Origin of the sequence: Photorhabdus sp. RM71S, assembly GCF_042879355.1 — a bacterium.
In the GTDB taxonomy this organism is placed as follows: Bacteria; Pseudomonadota; Gammaproteobacteria; order Enterobacterales; family Enterobacteriaceae; genus Photorhabdus; species Photorhabdus kayaii.
Genome location: NZ_JBHFKV010000018.1, coordinates 40,706 through 63,859 on the forward strand (window position 1 = coordinate 40,706; position 23,154 = coordinate 63,859).

General features: G+C 42.3%; 16 protein-coding genes and 1 pseudogene. 10 read left to right on the forward strand and 7 right to left on the reverse strand.

Annotated features, from left to right (window positions below; genetic code table 11):
- The first annotated feature begins 80 nt into the window (after window positions 1-80).
- From ACGF5R_RS11530 to ACGF5R_RS11545, 4 genes are all read left to right on the forward strand, one after another.
- Entirely contained in the window at window positions 81-746 is a 666-nt protein-coding gene (locus ACGF5R_RS11530; RefSeq protein WP_262980547.1) for a molecular chaperone, read from the forward strand.
- Window positions 747-837: 91 nt separating this feature from the next.
- Window positions 838-1,584, forward strand: a complete 747-nt coding sequence (locus ACGF5R_RS11535) for a molecular chaperone (RefSeq protein ID WP_387690924.1) — start codon at window positions 838-840, stop codon at window positions 1,582-1,584.
- Between the two features lie 81 nt (window positions 1,585-1,665).
- Entirely contained in the window at window positions 1,666-4,308 is a 2,643-nt protein-coding gene (locus ACGF5R_RS11540) for a fimbria/pilus outer membrane usher protein (protein ID WP_262980548.1), read from the forward strand.
- A gap of 147 nt (window positions 4,309-4,455) precedes the next feature.
- Window positions 4,456-5,616, forward strand: a complete 1,161-nt coding sequence (locus ACGF5R_RS11545) for a hypothetical protein (protein ID WP_262980549.1) — start codon at window positions 4,456-4,458, stop codon at window positions 5,614-5,616.
- Window positions 5,617-5,861: 245 nt separating this feature from the next.
- Here the strand turns inward: ACGF5R_RS11545 and ACGF5R_RS11550 are convergent, their stop codons facing one another.
- From ACGF5R_RS11550 to ACGF5R_RS11575, 6 genes are all read right to left on the reverse strand, one after another.
- Entirely contained in the window at window positions 5,862-6,290 is a 429-nt protein-coding gene (locus ACGF5R_RS11550) for an NUDIX domain-containing protein (RefSeq protein WP_387690927.1), read from the reverse strand.
- An 18-nt stretch (window positions 6,291-6,308) separates the two neighbouring features.
- Window positions 6,309-7,568: an adenylosuccinate synthase gene (locus tag ACGF5R_RS11555; RefSeq protein WP_262980550.1), complete on the reverse strand. Its 1,260-nt coding sequence runs from the start codon at window positions 7,566-7,568 to the stop codon at window positions 6,309-6,311.
- A 190-nt stretch (window positions 7,569-7,758) separates the two neighbouring features.
- Complete coding sequence (locus ACGF5R_RS11560; protein WP_387690929.1) at window positions 7,759-8,421, reverse strand: HAD family hydrolase; 663 nt, start codon at window positions 8,419-8,421, stop codon at window positions 7,759-7,761.
- A gap of 25 nt (window positions 8,422-8,446) precedes the next feature.
- Window positions 8,447-9,628, reverse strand: a complete 1,182-nt coding sequence (locus ACGF5R_RS11565; protein ID WP_387690931.1) for a phosphoribosyltransferase — start codon at window positions 9,626-9,628, stop codon at window positions 8,447-8,449.
- Window positions 9,629-9,630: 2 nt separating this feature from the next.
- Window positions 9,631-10,407, reverse strand: coding sequence for a HisA/HisF-related TIM barrel protein (locus ACGF5R_RS11570; RefSeq protein WP_387690933.1), 777 nt, complete (start codon window positions 10,405-10,407; stop codon window positions 9,631-9,633).
- A 901-nt stretch (window positions 10,408-11,308) separates the two neighbouring features.
- Window positions 11,309-12,649: an MATE family efflux transporter gene (locus ACGF5R_RS11575; protein WP_112877068.1), complete on the reverse strand. Its 1,341-nt coding sequence runs from the start codon at window positions 12,647-12,649 to the stop codon at window positions 11,309-11,311.
- Window positions 12,650-14,290: 1,641 nt separating this feature from the next.
- On the opposite strand from ACGF5R_RS11575, the gene tnaC reads away from it, so the two are divergent.
- From tnaC to mtr, 3 genes are all read left to right on the forward strand, one after another.
- Window positions 14,291-14,389 (forward strand): tryptophanase leader peptide, encoded by a 99-nt coding sequence (tnaC, locus tag ACGF5R_RS11580; RefSeq protein WP_112877067.1) that lies wholly within the window; start codon window positions 14,291-14,293, stop codon window positions 14,387-14,389.
- A gap of 122 nt (window positions 14,390-14,511) precedes the next feature.
- A complete protein-coding gene (gene tnaA, locus ACGF5R_RS11585) occupies window positions 14,512-15,912 on the forward strand; it encodes a tryptophanase (RefSeq protein WP_112877066.1) in 1,401 nt (466 codons plus the stop codon).
- A gap of 79 nt (window positions 15,913-15,991) precedes the next feature.
- The gene (gene mtr, locus ACGF5R_RS11590) at window positions 15,992-17,236 is read left to right on the forward strand and encodes a tryptophan permease (protein ID WP_387690935.1); all 1,245 of its coding nucleotides are present in this window, start codon (window positions 15,992-15,994) and stop codon (window positions 17,234-17,236) included.
- 348 nt (window positions 17,237-17,584) lie between these two features.
- On the opposite strand, the pseudogene ACGF5R_RS11595 reads toward mtr, so the two are convergent.
- A pseudogene (locus ACGF5R_RS11595) lies at window positions 17,585-18,243 on the reverse strand (Tm-1-like ATP-binding domain-containing protein).
- Between the two features lie 351 nt (window positions 18,244-18,594).
- Between ACGF5R_RS11595 and ACGF5R_RS11600 the strand changes: the two are divergent.
- The 3 genes from ACGF5R_RS11600 (at window position 18,595) to ACGF5R_RS11610 (ending at window position 23,020) form a co-directional block, all read left to right on the forward strand.
- On the forward strand, window positions 18,595-19,221 hold the full coding sequence (locus ACGF5R_RS11600) for a TetR/AcrR family transcriptional regulator (protein ID WP_112877064.1): 627 nt from the start codon (window positions 18,595-18,597) through the stop codon (window positions 19,219-19,221).
- Window positions 19,222-19,333: 112 nt separating this feature from the next.
- Window positions 19,334-20,308 carry a threo-3-hydroxy-L-aspartate ammonia-lyase gene (locus tag ACGF5R_RS11605; RefSeq protein WP_112877063.1) on the forward strand — a complete coding sequence of 325 codons (975 nt, stop codon included), beginning with the start codon at window positions 19,334-19,336 and terminating at the stop codon, window positions 20,306-20,308.
- 390 nt (window positions 20,309-20,698) lie between these two features.
- The gene (locus ACGF5R_RS11610; protein WP_112877062.1) at window positions 20,699-23,020 is read left to right on the forward strand and encodes a hypothetical protein; all 2,322 of its coding nucleotides are present in this window, start codon (window positions 20,699-20,701) and stop codon (window positions 23,018-23,020) included.
- The last annotated feature ends 134 nt before the right edge of the window (window positions 23,021-23,154 follow it).

Sequence of the window (23,154 nt, forward strand, 5' to 3'; positions counted from 1 at the left end):
CAGGAGGCGTTGTGGAAAAAGGTCGGTTACGCACAACGCGATACAGGCTGGTGCCACTATTGTTCTGGCTAGGGTTAGGGATGACCGGCACAGCACCCTGTCAGGCAGCCGGTATCAGCCTGAATAAAACCCGGGTGATTTTTACCCAGGGGGAACGGGCGCAAACGCTGACGGTGGTCAACACCACATCTCAGGCGTGGCTGGTGCAGGTGAGGATCACGGGAGATCAGGAAAAAACCGCACCGGCGTTTGTGGTGACGCCGCCGCTGTTCAGGCTGGAGGCCAACAGTCAGAACAGCCTGCGTATTTTGCCGACGTTTAATCGGCCCCCTTTTCCGATGGATCGGGAATCGCTCCGGTATGTGCAGATGAACGCTATCCCCGCGACTCCGTCGGTGACGGATGAGCCTGTTCGGGAGCAAGCGTCGATGAGCGTGGGGATGCGGATCAAGTTTTTCTGGCGACCGCGTGACCTGCCGATGTTGCCGGAAGAGGCGTATGGACAGCTTCGCTTCCAATCGCAACCCGATGGCATTAAGGCGTGCAATCCCACCCCTTATTTCCTGTCACTGGACAGCCTCACGCTGGACGGACAGGCGCTCGATCTGAACCGCTATCCCTCCATGATAGCGCCGCAGGACTGTGTGACCTATGTCGAACAAGGGGGCAAAAAATCAGTGAGCTGGTCGATGATTAATGATTACGGCGGGGCTTCAAACCTATTTACCGCTAGGGTAGCGCATTAAATCCACCCTTGTTTTCTATGGAGGTGGAGAATTATGGAGGTGGAGAGTGAAGAGAGTCAGTAACAAGCATGGGCGGACACACTGGGGGTTAATGCTTTCCTCCCTCGGTTTCGCTCTGTTGGTAGGGAATCTATTCAAGGCGCAGGCGGCGGAGAATCAGGGACTATCGTTCTCCCCCATGCGGCTGTCTTATGTCGCCAAAGATAGCCCGGGGGGTGTAACTCTCAGCATGACCAATCACACAGAACAAGGCTATCTGGTACAGGGATTTGTCAGCCCGATGGACCCGGATACCGGGCGCTTTGACACCAAAACCGGGTCAGTCCCGCCTTTTGTTGTCCTGCCGCCGTTAAAGCGGGTCGAGGCGGGGGGGAAATTTTCCTTCCGTATTCGCCAGCTTGGCGGGCAGTTACTGCAGGATCGGGAATCGGCCTTCGTGGTCTCGCTGCGGGCTATCCCGGGCGTCGCTGTACCGGATATCGCCGAGGCACCGGCATTCAGCCGTCAGACGGGCAAAGCGTCGCAGGTGCAGGTCGCCCTACAGATGAATATCCGGCTGTTTTATCGTCCTCAGGGGATCCCTGCACGGGATAACGCCACGGTAGCTAAACAGGTGAAATTTTCCCTTCAAGGGACGCAGTTGCGGGTGGACAATCCCACGCCCTATTTTCTGACCTTTTCTGTTCTGAAAGTCGGCAGTCAACAGGCAGATGACCACACCCGTCAGGCAATGGTGCCCCCGAAAGGCATGCAAACCTATTCATTTACCGCCGGGACACCGGGACCACTGGTCTGGCGTTTTCCCGGCGACAGTCAGGATCGCCACGTCCCGTTATGACCCATCCGCCCTGCGGACGGTGTACCGGCAAAGTGACCTCAAGATTAACAACATTGGCTTAATTAGAAGCAGAGATGAGCTATGGCAATAAACATTTTATTTCCGTCTGCGCTGCGGGCGGGTAACCAACGCACGTCCGGTCAACCGGGCAGTTTCCGGCCCCGTCCGGTATACGTATGTCTGCTGTGTTCACTGACGGCGACAACCCTATCCGCCTCCGCGCGGGAATACTTTAATCCCGCGTTCCTGATGGGCGCTGACGGTGAACACAGTCATGTCGATCTCTCGGCGTATGAAAATGCGGGGTATGTCGCGCCGGGACGCTATCTGGTGGATGTCTACATGAACCAGAATAAGGTGGATAACCGCGAGATTGAATTCAGGCTGGTCAACGGCCATCTGCAACCGATATTAACCGTTGCGCAGCTCGAAGAGTATGGGGTTAATACCCGTGGGTTACCGGCTTTTCAGGGAAAAGAAAGCGACAGCTCCATTACGGATCTGACGAAACAGATCCCTCATGCCCGCGCGACCCTGGATTTTGCCCGTTTGCGTCTGGATTTGAGCGTCCCGCAGGTCGCCATGCAGCCCCACCATTCCGGGATGGTCGATCCGTCACTGTGGGATAACGGGATACCAGCCTTTTTGATGAACTACAACGTGAACGGCTCAGAAGGGCGTTATGACGGTCAGGGAAGCGGCGGCGGATCACGCTCCCGCAATCTGTTCGCCTCTTTTCGCAATGGGTTGAATCTGGGCCCGTGGCGTCTGCGCAGCACACAAACTTACAGTTACAACCGTCAGCGTAACGAGGGACCCGCCGGTTTTTCTCCTTCCGCGCAGACCCAATGGCAGGTGAGTAATACCTACCTGCAACGTGATATCCAGTCACTGCGTAGCGAGTTCACCGCCGGTGAAACCTATACCGGTGGGGATATTTTTGACAGCATCCCGTTGCGGGGCATGAAGCTGGCTTCTGAGGATGCTATGTTGCCTGACAGTCAGCGCGGTTTTGCCCCGGCGATAACCGGTGTGGCGAACTCCAATGCGCAGGTGACGGTATCCCAGAATGGCTATACCGTGTATCAAACCACGGTAGCGCCGGGGCCATTTCGTCTCAATGATCTGTACACCACCGGGGGCGCGGGCGACCTGACGATCACCATCAAAGAGGAAGATGGCAAGACCCGGGTCTCCACCCTCGCTTCTTCATCTGTTCCGGTGATGCAGCGGCCCGGCGGCATGAAATATGAGTTGACGGCCGGTCAATATCACGGCGGCAACCTCACTGATGGCAGCCGTTCCCCGGTATTTGCGTTGGGCACGCTGGTTTATGGTTTGCCACACAATATCACCCTGTACGGCGGTGGGTTGGTCGCAGGCAACTACCAGTCGGGTGTATTAGGCTCGGGCGTGTCACTGGGGGCTTTCGGCGCCCTGTCTGCGGATGTGACGTTTGCCCGCGCCCGGTTACAAGGGGTTAAGGGGCAGGAAGATAACCAGCAACAGGGCCAATCTTATCGGGTGAAATACTCCAAAAACTTGATCAGTACCGGCACCGGCATTGATCTGGCCGCCTACCGCTATTCCACTCAGCATTATTACAGTTTCGGTGATGTTAACAGCATGGGATACAGCCTGAATGACTATCAGGTGCCGTGGGCGCTTGACCGGCGTCAAAGCACCTGGCAGGTCAATCTGCGTCAGACACTGGGACGCTGGGGCAGTCTTTACGCCTCCGGGACGCGCAATGATTACTGGAATGGCCGTACCGACAACAATCTGAGTCTGGGTTACAACGCCATGCTGATGGGGATCAGCTATAACCTGAGTTATAACATTTATCGCGTAAAAGGGGCGGGCCACTGGCCGGAGAACCGTCAGGTGTCATTCAATATGCAGGTCCCGCTCAGTCTCTTTGGGTCATCGTCGGCATTACAGGGCGTTTACACCCGCTATACGGTCTCGCGTGACTCACAAGGCAACACCACTCAGCAGACCGGCATCAGCGGCATGTTATGGGATAATCGCCTGAATTATAACCTCCAGCAAGGTTGGGGGAACAGCGGCCAGCAAAACAGCCGATCCCTGTCTCTGGGTTATCAGGGCAGTCAGGGGAGTGTTAATCTGGGCTACAACGACAGCGCAAATAGCCAGCATGTCACCTACGGGGCTTCCGGCGCCCTGCTAATCCATCCTTACGGCATGACGCTGTCACGCTCACTGGGTGGTGAAGCGGTGTTAGTCCGTGCGCCCGGCGCGAAAGGGGTCACGGTCAGTAACGGCAATGTGCAGACTGACTGGCGCGGCTACGCCGTACTGCCGGGCGGCTCGGTATATCACAAAAACACCATCAATCTTGATCCATCCACCTTGCCGGACGGGGTGGATATTGACCAGACCAGCAGGAACGTTTATCCGACCAAAGGGGCAGTGACGCTGGCCAATTATCAGGTTCGTTTAGGCAGCCAGTTGTTGTTGACTTTGACCCATCATGGCAAACCGGTGCCTTTTGGCGCCACCGCGACACTGGAAGGGAATGCCACTCAGGCCGGCGGCGGCATTGTGGGCGATAACGGCCGGGTTTATCTCAGCGGCATGCCCTCTGCCGGTCGTGTGAAAGTTAAATGGGGAAACGGGGCAAATCAACAATGCACCACGCGTTATCAGGTGTCGTCCGATACTCCCGGTCAACTGGTGCAGGCCGATGCCGTGTGTCTGTAAGCATTACCTTTATATGGGCGCCGTGACAGGCGCGCCCGGTGAGATATCACCTGTCTCGCTTTGGCCTCCGGGGCACCGCCAGAAGTGAAGTTATCCCGGTAGTGAAATAAGCGATTTGAACAGATGAGTAATTTGGAGAGAAGAAGAATGTTAAACACTGAACGTTTGTGGGGCGGTAATGTAGAAAACTCCGTTCCAACCCTCATGGGCCTGGGGGTATCACTGCTCTTTTTATTGACCGCTTTGCCCCTCCAGGCAGCAGAGACTTATCAGGACTGCGAGGCTGAACTGATGAGTAAGCTTAGCAATGTCACCGTAACCGGCTATGCCATGATGCCAAACAACAAAGATAAACGTGATTATTCACGGGATGAGATAGTGGGTTATACCACCAGTGGTCCTCTTGACTGGTCAACAACCTGTCGCGTTCCGGCTGGAACGCAGTTTATGGTCTACACGGCGGCGTCTGGAGCGAACTCATCAACCTCTTCGTTGTTATCGGGTCGCGTCCGGGTGGGGCTGCCTGGTGACTTTATGGTTGATATCGGACAATCTTCACTCTCTTGCCAGACGCATGGTTCATCTGGTACCTATCGTTCAGCCAATCTGGCCGGGGGGAATGCCGGTGTTAATATTCCCTGTGTTCCCGATGCTAACGGTCTGGTTGATATCAGTGTTCGTACTGTGACAGGGGAGATTTACCCGGACAATGACGGCAATTTCAATGTGAAACTGGGTGGAAGTCATTTGTCAGTGGGCGCGATCGGCTGGACTCCCGCGGCCATCTCAGGTTCTGACGGGATGCTGAAACCCCTGTGGACTACGGTTATTCTTTCACCAGTTAAAAAGCCGTCTACCTGTGCGGTTGTCCTGACGCCTTCATCGGTGGATTGGGGAACGGTGAAAAGAGCGGGTAAACGGGTGGGAGACTCCCTGGCGCCGGCCAGACAGATAGGGATAAGCAGTACCTGTTCTGGCGATGATGAGGTATTCCAAAATTCACGTCTGCTCTACCGGATCGATGGACCATTCGTGCCGGGCAAACCGAATGCGCTGGCTTCATCAATAGATCAGGTTGCCTTCGCGTTCTTCGATTTTGCCAATAAACCCTTATCACTCAGTACCGGGCACCGAGGTACAGGGGAGAACGCGAGATACGTTAAGTTCGGGGACGATAGTTATACCGCCTCAACGCAACTGTCTGTGGAGCCGATCCTGTTGAAGACTGACGGCGCCGGAGGGCAAGCCAGAGCTGTCGCGGTTATTTCAGTATGGTCGGATGTTAACTTCATCGAACCGTCGGCTTAGTTGTTGCGATTATTGCAGCGTCGAGGGACGCTGCTGTTTTTTGCTACACAGAAGCACCTATTTCAGGTATATACCCATTCTTTCAAGTTGCCTCTTTGTTGGCTGCACTCGCTCACCTCGGTCACATAGTTCGCTATGCTCCCGGGGATTCAAGCCCTTGCCGTCGCGATACATCTTGAAATCCATTGGGTATAGGTGCTTCTGTGTTTGCATAGCGCTTAGATACAGTATTTGCTATATCGTATTTAGTCTCGCATTTCTGTTATCTCTATTTCTTTATCGAAACGTAAATGTTCATCGGCCGCCATTGGAATTAACCAACGTAAATTGTAGATCACATTATCGGGTAATGAATTTGTTTCATAGATATTGACGATCTCTTTCTCGATAGAATTGACAGAATAGACACGATCATCATACATATAGAGAAAATTCACCTGATAAACGTCAGGGCGGGTTAAGACAGTAAATAATCGCCACTCTTCAGGACGTGTTGCAATGCCGGCTTCTTCAGCAAACTCTCTTGCCATTGCCTGTTGAGGGTTTTCACCAGCCTCTATTTTTCCACCAATCCCGTTAAGTTTCCCTTTTTGCCAACTGGGTTGTAATTTTGAAATCAGGGATACATGTTTTTTATCTTTAGAAAACATAAACCCTGTTACATAGTTAATCATTATTTTCTCCCCCCGCTTTTATTTCATGATTAATGTCTGATTTCTGTCTGGCCCATAGGAAATATATTTGATTGGGACCCCAGCATAGTCTTGAATAAAAGATAAGAAGTCAATCAGCTCAATAGGTAATTCCGTTAAATGTGTATATGATGAGTTAAGTGCTCTCCAGGATTTAAATGTCTTATAGATAGGTTTGACTTTATCGAGCTGCAATAATGCGTCATCGCAACAGACGAGCTTATCATTCATTTCATAGGCAATAGCGACTTTTATTTCGTGTAAATCAGCAAGAACATCAACATTCGTTATAGCGAGTTCTGTTACGCCATTGAGTTTCACTGCGTGTTTAATCAGGGATAAATCCAGCCAGCCGCAACGCCTTGGCCTTTTTGAAACGGTGCCATACTCGTTTCCGCGTTCTCGAATATAATCAGCCTGTTCTGTCGATAATTCGGTGGGGAATGGCCCATTACCGACACGGATCATATAGGATTTCATCACACCGACAATATGTATTTTCTGTGCCGGTATCCCTATCATGGCAAAGCAGGTTTGCACTAATGTCTGATATGCCACGGTATAGGGATAAGTGCCAAAACTATTATCTAAGAACGTGGCTTGTGATGTTTCAAGTAAAACATCTTCTCCAGAATTAAGTAAATCACCAATAACTTCATTAGTGAACGTGAAATAAGGTTCTACCCTCTTGCCATATTGATGCGTTGTTTCTAACATCTCTTCAAAATCTAACGTAGTTTGTTCATTAAAAACATGGTTAATCTGCTTTTCCCTGATACTCCAAAGAAATTCTAATTTACTCCTTAATTTTTCTTTATCAAGGGTATCAATAAGCCGAATGCCATGACGGTTGGCTTTGTCTTCAACGCAGGCTCCCACACCGACACCAACTGAACCTATCTTCTGTTTACCTTTGTATTTTTCTGATGCTCTATTTAACTCGGAGTGTAATGGTAAGACGATATGGCATCGTGGGTCGATAAATATATTGGAATCAATTTTTTCTTTTTGTATAAAATCGATCTCTTTAACCAGCACAGGAAGACTGACTAAAGCGCCTTGGCAGATATATAAATTCTTTTTGTTGAGTGATGCCGGTAATTGAGAAAATGAGCCTCTTAGATCACCATGTTGCACACAATGACCCGCATTAGCGCCGCCATTGAATCTAGCAATGTTATTAATGTTGCCAGATAAATAGTCAACAAATTTTCCTTTACCTTCATCTCCAAATTGGAGTCCAACTACAGCAGTTAACATAAATCTATTCCTTATTATTTATTGATTTAGTTTGAGTAGTAGTTAAATCATTATCTTTGATGATTTTTTAAATGAATAATCTGTTTTTAAATACTAAGCTGTTCTTTTAAAACTAATGTGCTAAATATCTATTCGTACACCGTTATAAATTATCCTTTATCTTATCGGATTATGTTGAACAGCTTCTTTATTACTGTTGACGGACCAAAGAATCCGCTATTAATAGGGCTTCTCTTAATGTATCAACAATGGGAACACCGGCAGTTTCAAGACTGACACGACTGTGGGTTCCGCCGGTATAAAGAATGGCATGAGTTCCTGTTGCTAATGCGGCGATTGCGTCATCGGTAGCGTCTCCAATAACCACACTTTGCTCAGGAGAAACATTGAGTTTTTTGAGATGGTTAGCTAACTGCTCTGATTTGCCGGTTATCAATAATGGCGTATTTCTACCATCTATTTGGGTAAAGAATTTACCAATACCATGATTATCAAGCATAGGGACCAATTCATTATGCTCCATCAGTGAACATAATGACTGAGTTGCACCTGTCTCATAGCGGGAAGCGAGGAGCTGACTCACACCTTCCGTTAAACTGGCTTTCTGAATACCTGGCCGATAGTGAAAATTAAATGTTTTTCCGATCACTGACCATTCAGAAGATGAAGGTTCACGGCCAATCACTTGTTTATAGAAAGTTTGTACTGGAACACAATAATATTCCCGATATTGTTCCAACGTCAGTGGTTCAATACCAATTTCCGCCAATGCGAAATTGGTTGCACTCAATGAAACATTGACATCATTAAGTAATGTGCCATTCCAATCCCAAATAATATGTGCTGTTGTCATAATCAGTTAATCCCCTTTTTCCAAACTAACTTTTTCGAGCTGAACATTCAGGACATTGATATGCCAGGGCCTTAAATGCATCAATTGGCTGTTCATAATTCAGCGGTGTTTGTGCTTTTAGATTTAATAAAAAACGCAATAATTTGGCTGCCCATGTTGAGTCTGTCAGGGTGTCATGAAGGACGGACAATAAACTATATGAATAGGCAACCCAATCCGCTGTGGTCGTATGAGCATATTTATCATCAGAGAAAGGCTGATCAATTAAGCGATTCAGGACCTTATGATGTCTGAAACACCAAGGCGTCAAGACATCTAAAGTTTCAGGGTTGAATACACGATCAGCATGCCCATAAACGCGAGTACGTAATAATTTTTCCCAATGTAGTTCGACGGCTCGGGCCTTTGGACGTTGTCCGGTTTGGGCCATGACCAGATCGATTGCCTGACGTAAGGTGTCGCCTGTTCCGCAATTATCATCAATAATTGTCACGGTTCGCCCTGATGGAATTTTGCGCCCCCAGAGATGATTGCTCTTGCAAGACGTATCATCGTAACGTGAAACTTTCACTAAATTGAGCTCACTATTCCATGCTGCGGCTGTGACTGCGGCTGCCGCTGATCCTCCTAACATGATGCCAACGACAGAGGAGTTGGAGCATCTGTCAATTTGGGCTGCGGCCAAAGTTAACAGATGATTATCTCCTTCAATAAATGGTCTGGGCACGGTGTGTTCCGTAGCCAACGGCAATTTCAGGTCATGGATTGGCGAGGGTGAAAAAGTAAATGGTGTGCCCATCAGCGTTGAACTGACGATTTTTGCACACTCTTTGATCCCATCGATGAATGGCACAATATCTTCGTTAACCGTCTGTGGAGAACTTAATAAGCTATCAACAATTCTGAGCAATTTTGCCAAACTATGATCGGCCAATATATATTTTGATGGGGCAGTACACAGCTTATCGCTACACTCAAGTTGAGAGATGTATTCTGTGTAATATTTCGCCGTCATCAGTAGCTCATGACACGGTTTTTGTTCGTAATAGGCGATACCGCGGGAACCGACGAATGCTGGCTTCTCTGTGAGTAAGCCAGGCAACGCCATCACTTCTTTCGTTAAATAGCGTGTTTCAGGTACGCCACGCAATTCGCCCAGTAAACCAATAGAGCAAAGATCCAAAGCAGGAGATAAATATTCAGGCATATCTAGCGTCTCGATGATTGCGTTGCAGCAAGGGCATCTTCGAGAGGAACCTTACCAATATGTAGCGCTTGACCAAGAATGGCACCTTCAACACCGATAGTGGACAGATCTGCTAACGCGCGGAGATCATCCAGGCTTGATACTCCACCGCCGGCAATAACGGGTGATGACGTTTTCGTGCAGACTTCCTGTAATAGCGTGAAATTTGGCGAACTCATCATGCCCCCCCGTTCAACATCGGTTACGACGTAGCGCTGACAACCCTGTTTGTCGAGGCGCTCAAGGAGATCCCAGAGATTACCTTTGCTGACATTCCATCCATGTGTTGCCAGTTGATAACCTTCCGATGTGCTTTTTACATCCAGAGCAATGGCGATCTTATCGCCATATTCTGCAATGGCTCGGGCACACCAATCTGGATTTTCTAATGCTGCGGTCCCCAAATTAACTCGCTGGCATCCAGTTGCTAATACTTTGCGCAAGATGGTTTCATCTCTGATTCCGCCACAGACTTGTACGTTAATATCGACCGCAGCCAGGACATCGGCAATAAGATGGCTGTTTGAGCCACGCCCTGACGCAGCATCAAGATCAACAACATGAATCCATTTTGCCCCGGCATTTTGCCAGGCTAGTGCTACTTCTGCCGGGGTACCTAAAGGTCTCCGTAATGTTGGGCTTTCACCTCGGGTTAATCGAATTGCGGAATTCGATGTCATTGCTATTCCGTCAACAATATCCACAGAGGGAAATATCTCAAATGTTTCCTTACTTGTCATTGAACGCACCTAAATGATCCTAATTAATTATTTGAAAATTAATTACATTTGTGATTAATGAAATTACAAGTTGTAACACAATAAATATGCCCAGGAATAGAGGGGTTAATTTAATGAGCTTAATAACCATTCATTAATTCATAATAGTGAAAAGAAAAAATTTCTCAATAAGGTTATTAGCTAAATATAACAATTTGGATAACTTTGTTCAGCCAATTAATCTTATGTTTACTTAAGAAGAGTTAATTTAGGGGGAGGTGAATAGAGAATGTCGGAAATGAATTCCGCTAATGTTGATAGGGAAAATTTCGTGTTATTTATCTAATATTTTAATTATTTAGAATAATATAAATCTGTTTTTTTAGGTAATTATTATAATATATTCTGATTTATATAAAATAAACGTAATTAATGATTGAGTTTATTAGATTGGTTAATTTTAGTTATAATGGAAATATAATTACCGAGAGTTTAAAATAGTAACGATGATTAATATGTAATTACATACTATTCATTCTGTGGAATTATTTTTTATATTGTATATATGCATGTTGCATAGGCGGTTTTTATAAAATGGTTTATTGTTGGTAAAAATAATTTATAATATAATTTTATCGGTGATTCTATATGGTTGTATATTTACAATGATATTGATCGCAACATTTAGCATGTAGAATTTCGCTTATTAACCTGAGGTTATTATTCAATAATAGTACCAGTCAGCTTCTGAGAAACCTCTGAGAATTGGTTTTCTTTAATGACTGACTATTTTGGACGTTGGCGATAGTGCTTATTTATGACTTTAAATTAACAAGAGGCACCTATTGGGTACCTCTTGTTGTGGGAGTTTAACGGGAAGAAACTACGTTAAGGCGACTGGTTGAACAATTATTTTAATCATTCAAATATCGAGTCGCTTAGTTTGCCATTTTTTAGATTTCCAACGCCAGATATTAGTGAGTCCACGCAACCATTCGTCACAGAAGAAACCGATCCAGATACCTAAAATGCCCATTTCCATTTTGATCCCTAAAAAGTACCCCACTGGAATAGCAATACACCACATAAAGAATATGGCTGCATAAAGTGGGAAACGAGCATCACCGGAAGCACGCAATGCGTTCACCATAACAATATTTGCGGTACGGATTGGCTCCAGAAAAACGGATAGCAAGAATAGTGGTAACAACAGTTTGATAATGGCTTCATCTTGCGTCAGAAAATGCAGAATCGGCATTCTGAGCAGCCAGAAAGCAGTGACCACGCCAATAGTGACGATACAGCCGATTTTCAGACTATTAATGCCACGAATATAAGCATCTTCAAACCGCTTCGCACCGACCAAATGGCCAACCATAATTTCGTTACCAATGCTGGTGGCAATGCCAAATAACATCACAAACAGTGATAGCTGGAAATAGAGTGTTTGTGCTGCCAGTGGAATTTCACCCATCAGTCCAATGAATGCTATGGCCGCCATATATTGCAGTATCCACACTACGTTTTCACCCGCAGCGGGTAAACCGATATATAAGATTTTGCCCAACATACCCTGTGACCAGCGTAGGAAACCTGCCAGCGTAAATTTGATCCGCAGGCCATAACTGAGCAGACAGAATAATAGGATCACGGCAACAATCCGGCCAAAGACTGTAGACCAGGCGACACCTTCCAGACCATATTTAGGTAATCCGAAGAAACCATACAGGACGATCATATTACCTAGCACTGTCAGCAAGTTAGCAATCAAAGTAACATACATTGCCGGTTTTGATTTCCCATAAACCCGCAAACAAGCAGCCAGAATAATCGAAATAGCTTCGGGGATAAGACAGATACCCAGAATGTGCAGATAGTTAAAACCATCTTCCATCAGATGTTCCGGCATATTCATGATAGATAAGAGCTTATAGCCGAAGAAGATAGTAATCAGCGCACAGCTAAACCCAAGCAAAAAGTTGAATGCAATAGAAATATGGATCGCCTGGCTGGCTTTATCCCGTTTGCCTGCACCAATATATTGAGCAATAACGACACTGCAACCAACACTGATAAAGTTGAAGATAGTGATAAACAGATCAAATACCTGATTACCTACAGCCATAGCAGCCAGATAAGAAGTAGAAACATGGCTCACCATATAAGTATTAATTAATAAAGTGGCCAGATGGAGAAGAATATCAATAAAAATCGGCCAGCTTAGCGAAAAGAGCGAGCGCTCAGTAACATCAGTTTGATGCATTTGAAAAACCTGCTTATTGAAAAAGGTAAATTAAATTGTTTCTTGAGATGGCGGCGTACTCAGGAAATATTCAGGTATTGTACATGGTTTATTTATCCGTTAACAGAGACAAGATGAACATCAGGTTGGTTTTGCCATTACGATACTGCCGGTACATTTTTTGCCAGGGAGTGTAAACCAATAGGTAAGTAAATACATTTAGTCGTAAATACTTAAGATATTTAAATGAGTATTTGAATTGATAAAAAATTCAAATTCCAGTGTTAAAAATATTTTACATAATTTTTTAATGTATTATTGAGGCTTATAGGATATCAAATTGGTCAATTATAGATATCTATATAATAAGCATACTTAATGAATCATTATAGGGTTTTATTTAAATATTATTTATGGTTTGATATTGATGAATAATTTTGTTGGATTATGGGGGACAAATTTGATCATTCAATTTTTTATAATAACTTAAACGATTTATCAACGAAGTGATAGAAAAATTTTTGTGGTTAAATTTTGTTCTATAATTAATTTAAAGGAATCGAATATAGGGAAATGAAAATATACCATTCAACGAGGTGATATGATGATAAATAGGCTACAACACCAGTTAATTTTGGCCCTTTTAACATTGACTTTCTTTTCTGCTTTTTCTACATCTATCCATGCTTGTATATTGTACCCGCACTTTCCTATATGTGCGGCAAAATGTGTTATTTTTTCATCTCATACTGCAACATGTATTATCGGTTCTCAAGCGCCTAATCATTTAGCTTCTAATTATCCAATGTCTATTGGATCTGAAAAAAATAGCTAATCGAAAATGGAATTCTATTAATATTCAGTTAGTATAATTATTGTGTAATACTATTGTTTAACATTATTGCGTTATGCAGAATTCTGCCTCTTTTTTTCCTATTTTCCGCCCTTTAATAAAGGGCGGGATTTTATAAAGTGATTTATATCCATAGGGTATATGATTTAAAAATAGAGTAAATTGTGAGGTATATTTTAGCTATCAAGGTTTATATTTTTCATGTTAATTGACTAAGAGCCTATTGGGATAGGCTCTTAGTCTAATAAAGCTATTTTTTATTCCCGTAAAAATCTGGTAAATAATTCTATTAATTTTTATGTTATTTAACTTGTTCTTTTAAGCCCTTATGGGGTAGTTTTCTGTGTTAGTAATTTATTTAATCTCTCAGGGTTGAATTCCCCGTCGCTTGCGACGAATAAATAAAAACTGAACGATGCGAAGCGGGTGATTTCATATTTTAATACCCCGCTGCTTGCGGCGGGGATATTTATTTGATATGGTTAATTGTATTGTTATACCCGTCATCTTTCAAGTTGCCTCTTTGTTGGCTGCACTCGCTCACCCCGCTCACCCCGGTCACATAGTTATCTATGCTCCCGGGGATTCACTCCCTTGCCGTCGCGATGCATCTTGAAATCCATAAGGTATATATTTATTAAAATCAATTTATTATCTGTTTTTCTTATTGATTTATCTGATTCATTAAGTTGAATCTATATAGAAAATTATATTTCTGATGTTTTCTATTTTTGTGGAATTGGTCACGGATAATTTAAATATTATCTATATCTTAATGGCTGATTTTAATCAGGGAATAAATTCATTTTATGATTTATATATTTTTACGTTATTATTTTATTTGTTCTTGTAATATGCAAGCATGGTTTAATGTCGATCACCGTATTTCTCATTTTATCCCTGATTAGTTGTTTTGGTTATATTTAAAATTAAATATTTTAATCATTACATTTATTTTGGCGTATTTCTGTCTGTTTTTGGAAATTTGCTTGAATAATGCAATATAGCCAACTATTGGATAAATATATATATGAAACGTATTCCAGAACCTTTCCGTATTAAAATGGTAGAAAATATTCGCATGACTACTCGTGCCGAACGTGAAAAAGCATTGGAAGAAGCCGGATATAATCCATTCCTATTGCCCAGTGATGTGGTTTATATTGATTTGCTGACAGATTCTGGTACCGGAGCAATGAGCGATCGCCAGTGGGCGGGGATGATGATGGGGGATGAGGCTTATGCAGGTTCCCGTAACTATTATCGTCTATGTGATAAAGTTAATGAACTGATTGGTTATCAATATACTATTCCAACCCATCAAGGGCGTGGAGCAGAGCAGATTTTATTTCCGACATTAATTGCCCGTAAAAAAGCACAAGGTGGTGCAACGCATCCGGTCTTTATTTCTAATTTCCATTTTGATACGACTGCGGCTCATGTGGAATTAAATGGCGCGAAAGCGATTAATGTTGTTACACCAAAAGCCTTTGATACCACCACCTATTATGATTGGAAAGGTGATTTTGATATTGATGAATTGAAAAAAACGATAGCAGAACATGGCGTTGATAATGTTGTCGCGATTATTACAACCGTTACCTGTAATAGCTCTGGTGGTCAGCCAATCTCTATGGCTAATATGAAAGCCGTATATGAGATTGCAAAGCAACATGATATTCCTGTGGTAATTGATTCAGCCCGTTTCTGTGAAAATGCCTGGTTTATTAAACAAAGAGAAAAGGGCTATGAAAATAAATCCGTTAAACAGATCGTCAAGGAGATGTATCAATATGGCGATATGTTAACAATGTCAGCTAAAAAAGACCCCTTGGTTAATATTGGTGGTCTTTGTTGTGTTCGTGATGATGAAGATCTCTTTAATGAAGTGCGTACCCGCTGTGTGCCAATGGAAGGATTTGTGACTTATGGCGGTCTCGCCGGACGCGATATGGAGGCATTAGTAATTGGTCTTGAAGAGGGGATGAATGAGGATTATCTGGCATATCGTATTAATCAGGTGGCTTATTTAGGTAATAGATTAAGAGATGCAGGTATTCCTATTCAATATCCAACCGGTGGTCATGCTGTATTTGTTGATGCTAAATTATTATTACCGCATATTCCAGGGGAACAATTCCCAGCTCATGCACTGAATAATGAATTATATCTGGAGGCGGGAATAAGAAGTGTGGAAATTGGTTCTTTGTTATTGGGTCGTGATCCAACAACTGGAAAACAGAAACCATCACCAATGGAACTTTTGCGATTAACGATTCCTCGTCGCGTCTATACTAATGATCATATGGATTATGTTGTAGAAGCTTTTATTTCCTTGAAGGAGCGAATTCCTCAGATTAAAGGATTAACGTTTACTTATGAGCCATCCGTATTACGGCATTTCGTTGCAAGATTAAAACCAATTAAATAATAAAAATCGGGATGCTTCTTGTTTAAGGGCATCCTCCATTATACTTCCTATCATATAAAGCCACGCTAGGGTAACATATATGGCTACTTTGCCGATAAAAAAATCGTCTCCATCTCTATTTGGCGGCGCCATGATCATTGGTGGAACGATTATTGGTGCGGGCATGTTTTCTTTACCGGTTGTCATGTCAGGAGCATGGTTTTACTGGTCAATTGCCACTTTGATTTTTACCTGGTTTTGCATGTTGCACTCAGGATTAATGATATTGGAAGCCAATCTTAATTATCGAATTGGCTCAAGTTTCAGTACTATAACAAAAGATCTATTAGGCAATGGTTGGAATATCATTAATGGTATTACCCTTGCTTTTGTTTTATATATACTGACTTACGCTTATATTTCCGCGAGCGGATCGATTATTCAACATGCTATGCGAGAAGTATCGATAGATTTTTCACCTGGGCTTGCTGGTTTTTTATTTTCCCTTGTTGTTGCATTTATTGTCTGGTTAAGTACTAAAACTGTCAGTCGGATAACATCGATTATTCTTGGTGCTAAGGTATTAACTTTCTTTATGACGTTTGGCGGTTTGGTTTATAACGTTAAACCGGCGGTATTATTTAATACAATTGAAGTAAATCCGACTTACTGGCCTTATGTATTAATGACTTTACCTTTCTGTCTGGCCTCCTTTGGATATCATGGCAATGTTCCTAGCCTGATGAAGTATTATGGAAAAGAGCCAGAAAAAATAAAGAGATGCCTGTTTATTGGGACATCAATGGCCTTGGTGCTTTATTTGATCTGGTTGATTGGAACAATGGGAAATATTTCCCGGCTTGATTTTGCCGAAATCATAGCAAAGGGGGGCAATATTGATGTTTTAGTTCAATCATTAAGTGGAGGATTGAACAGTTCTGCTCTGGGCTTATTATTGACTCTCTTTTCTAACTTTGCGGTTGCCAGCTCATTCCTTGGTGTCACGCTTGGGTTGTTTGATTACCTAGCTGATCTGCTTAAGTTTGACGATACCAAGCTAGGGCGCTTTAAAACGGTATTAGTGACATTTCTTCCGCCAATGGTTGGTGGAATGATTTATCCGAATGGTTTTATTTATGCGATTGGTTTTGCTGGCCTTGCTGCAACCGTTTGGGCTGCTATCGTTCCCGCATTACTTGCCAGAGCATCCCGTAAACGATTTGGTAGCCCTATGTATCGAGTGTGGGGAGGCAATGTGATGATCGGCTTAATTTTGCTGTTTGGCGTACTAAATGCTGCTGCTCATATCTTATCAAATTTTAACCTATTGCCTGTTTATTCATAAAAAAACTCCTGCGGTGGGGGGCCGCAGGAGCCTGGTGTTGACGGAAATAAGCTCCGAAAGGGAGAAAACAAAGCCGGTATGTTTATGTTTTAATTTAGTTTGTTAACTCCTAACATCTTACAGCAGGGTTATTAACAGGAAGTTCTTATGGCTTCCCTTTAGAACACGAATAATAAACTGCTTTAATTTATTTTAGTACAACGTCCTGACAGACACGTCGTAAGTTCATCACTGATAGAACAATAGCATTAGAATGCCCTCTTTTGGCAACTTTTTGCCTAGTCATTAATTAGTTGTATATAATCTTTCAGTGTCAGTGTTGTTTTTGCAACGGTATTACCGCTGGTGCTAAACCATCATTTGCCGGTATTCGTTAATCACTTGTTGGCAAAAATCAGGTGAATTCACATGATGAGGGCTTTTAATTAGTTGTCTATTTTCCGTTTCTATCAATGTAGCTGCAAAATCTTGGATAAGTGATTGATTATTATCATGATTATAGAACGGCTCATCTTTAATATCCAGAGCGGAAAAACCACCTTCTGGAATAATAAATTTTACTTTTCCTTCGCACTGATTAAGTTTTTCAGCAATCCAGGTTTCCATTTGTCGGTTCTCTTCCAGTATGGTGCGCATTAATGTTACTTGCGAATTGTGACGGTAAAATTACCGGTGTAATCAGTGCGGTCCCGCAGGAGCCTCCCAGACCTAGAATTGCTAAAACATCAGTTTGTTTTGATAAAAAAAGATTGAAGGCGACTGATATTGCGGAAACGGCTTTCCCCTGATCACCACAAAAACAGCTTCTTTGCCTTGCGGGTGATGCTCTGCTACTGTTTGGACTGTGTAATATCCGCACCTCTTTACGGTGAGTCAGATTGAGTAGACAAATCCACAGTTCGAACGGCAAGGCCCGCTTTTTTGATCAGATCCCTGACGTAGAAAATTTCTGCGCGCTTGGTATCAAAAATAGTAGCGATATAAACATAGCCTTGGCTTTTTTTCATTATATACCCGTTATCTTTCAAGTTGCCTCTTTGTTGGCTGCACTCGTTCATCCCGGTCACATAGTTACCTATGCTCCCGGGGATCGCTCCCTTGCCGTCGCGATGCATCTTGAAATCCATAGGGTATAATTGTGAATACTTCCCTAGTGCTGACGACTCATTCATGGACAGATTATAGTCAAGATGAGACTTAAGTATCACTGTAGTATTACCAAATTGAGATTGTCATCCCATTTAATACATAAATAAAATGAATTAATTTGGTCGTTTTGTAGATGGTTGAGTAGAGTGATGATAGCGAAAATATTTTAACCATAAGTGTTAATGTTGCGATTTTTATGGTGAAGAGTTATGGCAATGATAGATTCGAAGACGAAAACTCATTTTACTGGTACTCGGAAAAAAACTTATACATTGCTAATCAATGCGGCATTGGAGCTTTTTGAACAGAGAGCGATACCTTCGGTTTCTGAATTGGCAATGCATGCTGGTGTTTCCAGGGCAACAGCATACCGCTATTTTCCGACACAAAGTGATTTAATTGATGCGATTGTTGGTGCCAGCCTTGGGCCGATCCTCACTTGGCAGCCTGCTAGTGAAAAGACCGAGGAGCGGATTGCTGAGTTGTTGGATTTTGCTTATCCTCGAATGTTTCAATACGAAGGCGCGTTGCGTGCTGCCCTGTTAGTTTCCTTGCAACAATGGGCTCAGGGATGTTTATCTGAGGGTAAGCAGGAAAAGAAACTGGTACGTGGGCATCGTAAAGATATCCTTGCCATGGTTGTTGAACCATTAAAAGGGCATTTTCCGCCGGATACTTTGGAAAATGTCATTCGATCTTTTTCCCTAATTTATGGCTCCGAGGTCTTTCTGGTGATGAAAGATATCTGGCAGATGGATAATGCGGAAATTATTGAGATCACTAAATGGATGGCAAAAGCGATAATTAATCAAGCGTACAGAGATTCTGAATTATAGGTATTGTTTATAGGTATTGTAGTAAGTCAATTTAGTCACAACCTTTACTATTGACGAATTTTTCTGGTGTGGATATTTTGTCTGATATTTTATATAACTTGCGGTTATTCCTATGAAAAATATTCCTGTTTATGATGATGTCATTGCTGCTGCCCGGCGAATAGAAGTTTGTGCTTACCGTACTCCGGTCCTGACTTCCCGCACTGCTGATGAAATGACAGAAGCCAAGTTATTTTTTAAATGTGAAAATTATCAGCGAATGGGAGCCTTTAAATTTCGTGGTGCTTTTAATGCGTTATCACAATTTAATGATGAACAGCGCCGCAATGGGGTTGTGACTTATTCATCGGGTAATCATGCTCAGGCGATTTCATTGGCGGCTCGTATACTGAATATTTCGGCGACAATCATCATGCCGTTCGATGCGCCAGTGGCTAAGGTAGCGGCGACCAGAGGTTATGGTGGTAAAATTGTTTTTTATGATCGTTATACGGACGATCGTGAACAAATTAGCCGTGAATTATCAGAAAAGCAGGGATTGACCTTAATTCCTCCTTATGATCATCCGCATATTATTGCCGGACAGGGAACTGCGGCAAAAGAGTTGTTTGAAGAGGTCGGTGAACTGAATGCGTTGTTTGTCTGTCTTGGTGGAGGAGGGCTGCTTTCAGGAAGTGCGCTTGCAGCTCGCCATTTCTCTCCTGGATGTAAAATTTATGGTGTAGAGCCGGAAACCGGTAATGACGCTCAGCAATCATTTCGTCAGGGCAAAATTATTCACATCGATACGCCTAAAACTATTGCTGATGGCGCACAAACTCAACATCTTGGGCAATATACTTTCGATATTATTCGGAAAAATGTTGATGATATTTTCACTGTTTCTGATGAAGAATTGGTGGATGCAATGCGTTTTTATACGGAAAGAATGAAAATGGTTGTCGAACCGACTGGCTGCTTGAGTTTTGCTGCTGCCCGCAAAATGTGTGAACTATTGCGAGGCCAGAGGGTAGGGATTATTGTCAGTGGCGGTAATGTGGATATCGAACGTTACTGCTCGTTGCTGGCAAAACAACCTCAGACGTAATAAGTCACGCAGAAGGGGTTCTTGATATTCGCAGAAATTATAATCTATGTTTTACAGTGTAATTATTGCCTTTTGTATTTGAATATTAATTATATGGCTAATATTATATATTACCCGTTACATGTTTTTTGTTAATATTTCCCTGTATTATATTTTCATTAATATATGTTATGCTTATCATATATATCCTAATTGATTATTAATCTATCAGGGTAAATTGAATAATATATATTTTTCATTCAACTTATGTCTAAGTTGGCAATAGAGCACAAATATAAATTATTCTAGTGATTACTTTCATATTATTGAATTAATATGATGGCGGCAGCTATTGTCTAATACGCTTCCTCTAATAACAAATTTTTTATGACGTCTAAAATAGGTGACTATATGATCACAGAAAATAGCATTATTAATGATTTTAACGGTAAAACGAAGACTCTTGGATGGGATATTGTTGCTGCCTATGATAGAACTAAAATAAATATGCTTTTTGAACAGCAATATGTGAGAAAAGTGAGTGAAGGTACACATTTTTCACCTATTTTTTGGGAAAGCGGAAATAAAAAGATAAAATTTGACAACTTGATATTGGGAGTGCCGTTAATTTCCTTTGAAAATTCATCAATTGAACGTTCTCAGGCAACGGTAAAATTAAATTTTATTTCTGGCACGATAATAGAACTTTATGATGATGGTAGAGTAAAGAATTATCAAAGAATTACGCCGAATAATGATTACCATATGACAATAACCGTAGACTTGATTGCGGCGACAGGTTCTGTTGGTAATGATGGAAAAGTTGTCGTGGAGTTTAAAACAGGAGCTTTGGGGGTAGTCAATGTTATTGACGATGCGCCAGCCGAAGTCAGGGAGTTTTTCCGTAATTGGCTCAAAGATAATGACGTAACTTATGAGTTAGGTATTTTAAAGCTGGATAATACGGCTGGACTGGTTCCAAAAATGTTTAAGATTAGAACTCAACCTGCACCCGGTGCTAATTTATATGGTTCTGATAATTATGGTCATGGGGCGGTGTTGTTATTTATTGCAACAAACTATAATCCTAACGGTGGGGTATTACCGACTAGCTCAAATAATTTCCCTTATTTGATACCGGATAATCGATCTGCGGTATTAATTATCAGTAATAAGATACTTTTTGAGAATATTCTTAAGCCTCAATATGAACATTTATTACCTAGCTCAACGGGTGTAAATTTAGAATTGGTCAAGATTGATAGCCAGAAAGATGACTCAGCCAAATATTTGAATATAACAAACGGATATTCTGAAAGTGACGAGCCTGTACAATATAAAAGAGGACATTATACAGTATGGACAGGATTGGTTGAATATAATGGTACCACTAGTATTTGGCCAGAAAAGGTAAAAATCCCTTATTCTGGAATGTATATTAAACCTGGAAAAGAAAAAATTATTTTTTCTGGAGTAGGTAATAATAGCCAGCCCTATCACTTTACTCAAAATGTCGGTGTTTTGGAAAATAGTCTAATAAGTGGTCATTATTCTAAACAAAAAATTGATTTCTATGTTGACGGTTCAATTGATATTACTCCTAAAGTTATCTCTAATGATGAAATTGAGTTGGAATCAAATTATGGAATGAGAACCGAATATGACAAACAAGGCTCATCTGGTTGGGGAGGGCTTATAGGCCCTGATTTTGAATCAGAGTTTATTGATAAAACAGCAGAAATTGTTAAAGGTGTTGTTGAAAATAAATTAACCAAAGTTGCAGAGGTTGAATTAGATAGCATTAGTCTATTTGCCGTTAATCACCTTTTATTCCCTGAAAGCAATTATCTTGAATTTGATAAAGTATATGTGCCTGGGGATATGGTGCTATTTGGTGATATTTCTCCAACATCAACCGCTTTTAAAATCAATGATCTTCAATTAACTATGCCAGTGAAAACTAAGCATAAATTTACAACTAATACCAATGCAACGGTAAATTGGTCTATTACTCCAGCAGAATTGGGGAGTATTAATGCAAATACAGGAGATTACATGGCACCGACTAAGATAAAAGGGAATAGTCAAATTGTGACAATTACTGCGACAGACTCAAGCACAAATGCTAAAGCTTCAGCGGTTGTCACTCTGTTGCCTTCCTCAGTATCGATTAGCCCTTCTTTTGTTGTTATTAATGAAAATGATGTTAATAAGAATGTCAATTTTACTGTTTATGGCAATAAGAAAGTGAATTGGAGTGTGGAAACGGGTACTGGTTATGGTGGTGTTGATGCGAATGGCAAATATACGCCTCCAGCCTCTTTTCCGGCCGGATATAATATGGTTACGGTGACGGCTGTTGCTGATAATGGTGATTTAGATAAAGTTAATATTCTGCTTATTAGTAAAAGTACTATAGCAGAATTCAAGATTGATCCGAGTTATAGTAAAGAGTTATTAACACCCGATGAAGTAACGAAATTCTCTTCTATGGGTAATGATTTGACTTCTCCAAGTGAATGGAGCCTTATGCCTGCAAGAGGAAATATTAAGGTAGGTGAGCCAGAAGTTATAAAAGATGAGTTTGGTAATGACATCGAAAAGTATACTGCAACTTATACTGCACCAAGTGATATTACTTGTTCAGAAATTGTTTTACTCAGAGTGACACATAAAAATAAACCCAATCGTGCGGGATATGCTTTGATTACACTTGAGCCGAAAATCAGTTAATAGTTAACGACTTTTAATAACCACCAGATGATGCAATAAATTTCTTATTATTTATTGCATCTCTGTTCTCTAATCTATTATTTTTTAGAAAAAAACATCCATCCTATATATTTCCGATGAATAAAGGCGATCCT

What these genes read in the sequence shown, in the direction of transcription:
- ACGF5R_RS11560 (WP_387690929.1), bottom strand. Translation starts at nt 8,421, where the DNA reads ATGACAACAGCACATATTATTTGGGATTGGAATGGCACATTACTTAAT.
- ACGF5R_RS11540 (WP_262980548.1), top strand. Translation starts at nt 1,666, where the DNA reads ATGGCAATAAACATTTTATTTCCGTCTGCGCTGCGGGCGGGTAACCAA.
- ACGF5R_RS11565 (WP_387690931.1), bottom strand. Translation starts at nt 9,628, where the DNA reads ATGCCTGAATATTTATCTCCTGCTTTGGATCTTTGCTCTATTGGTTTA.
- ACGF5R_RS11605 (WP_112877063.1), top strand. Translation starts at nt 19,334, where the DNA reads ATGAAAAATATTCCTGTTTATGATGATGTCATTGCTGCTGCCCGGCGA.
- ACGF5R_RS11600 (WP_112877064.1), top strand. Translation starts at nt 18,595, where the DNA reads ATGGCAATGATAGATTCGAAGACGAAAACTCATTTTACTGGTACTCGG.
- ACGF5R_RS11545 (WP_262980549.1), top strand. Translation starts at nt 4,456, where the DNA reads ATGTTAAACACTGAACGTTTGTGGGGCGGTAATGTAGAAAACTCCGTT.
- ACGF5R_RS11535 (WP_387690924.1), top strand. Translation starts at nt 838, where the DNA reads ATGCTTTCCTCCCTCGGTTTCGCTCTGTTGGTAGGGAATCTATTCAAG.
- ACGF5R_RS11555 (WP_262980550.1), bottom strand. Translation starts at nt 7,568, where the DNA reads ATGTTAACTGCTGTAGTTGGACTCCAATTTGGAGATGAAGGTAAAGGA.
- tnaC (WP_112877067.1), top strand. Translation starts at nt 14,291, where the DNA reads ATGATTTATATATTTTTACGTTATTATTTTATTTGTTCTTGTAATATG.
- ACGF5R_RS11575 (WP_112877068.1), bottom strand. Translation starts at nt 12,649, where the DNA reads ATGCATCAAACTGATGTTACTGAGCGCTCGCTCTTTTCGCTAAGCTGG.
- ACGF5R_RS11550 (WP_387690927.1), bottom strand. Translation starts at nt 6,290, where the DNA reads ATGATTAACTATGTAACAGGGTTTATGTTTTCTAAAGATAAAAAACAT.
- mtr (WP_387690935.1), top strand. Translation starts at nt 15,992, where the DNA reads ATGGCTACTTTGCCGATAAAAAAATCGTCTCCATCTCTATTTGGCGGC.
- ACGF5R_RS11530 (WP_262980547.1), top strand. Translation starts at nt 81, where the DNA reads ATGACCGGCACAGCACCCTGTCAGGCAGCCGGTATCAGCCTGAATAAA.
- tnaA (WP_112877066.1), top strand. Translation starts at nt 14,512, where the DNA reads ATGAAACGTATTCCAGAACCTTTCCGTATTAAAATGGTAGAAAATATT.
- ACGF5R_RS11610 (WP_112877062.1), top strand. Translation starts at nt 20,699, where the DNA reads ATGATCACAGAAAATAGCATTATTAATGATTTTAACGGTAAAACGAAG.
- ACGF5R_RS11570 (WP_387690933.1), bottom strand. Translation starts at nt 10,407, where the DNA reads ATGACAAGTAAGGAAACATTTGAGATATTTCCCTCTGTGGATATTGTT.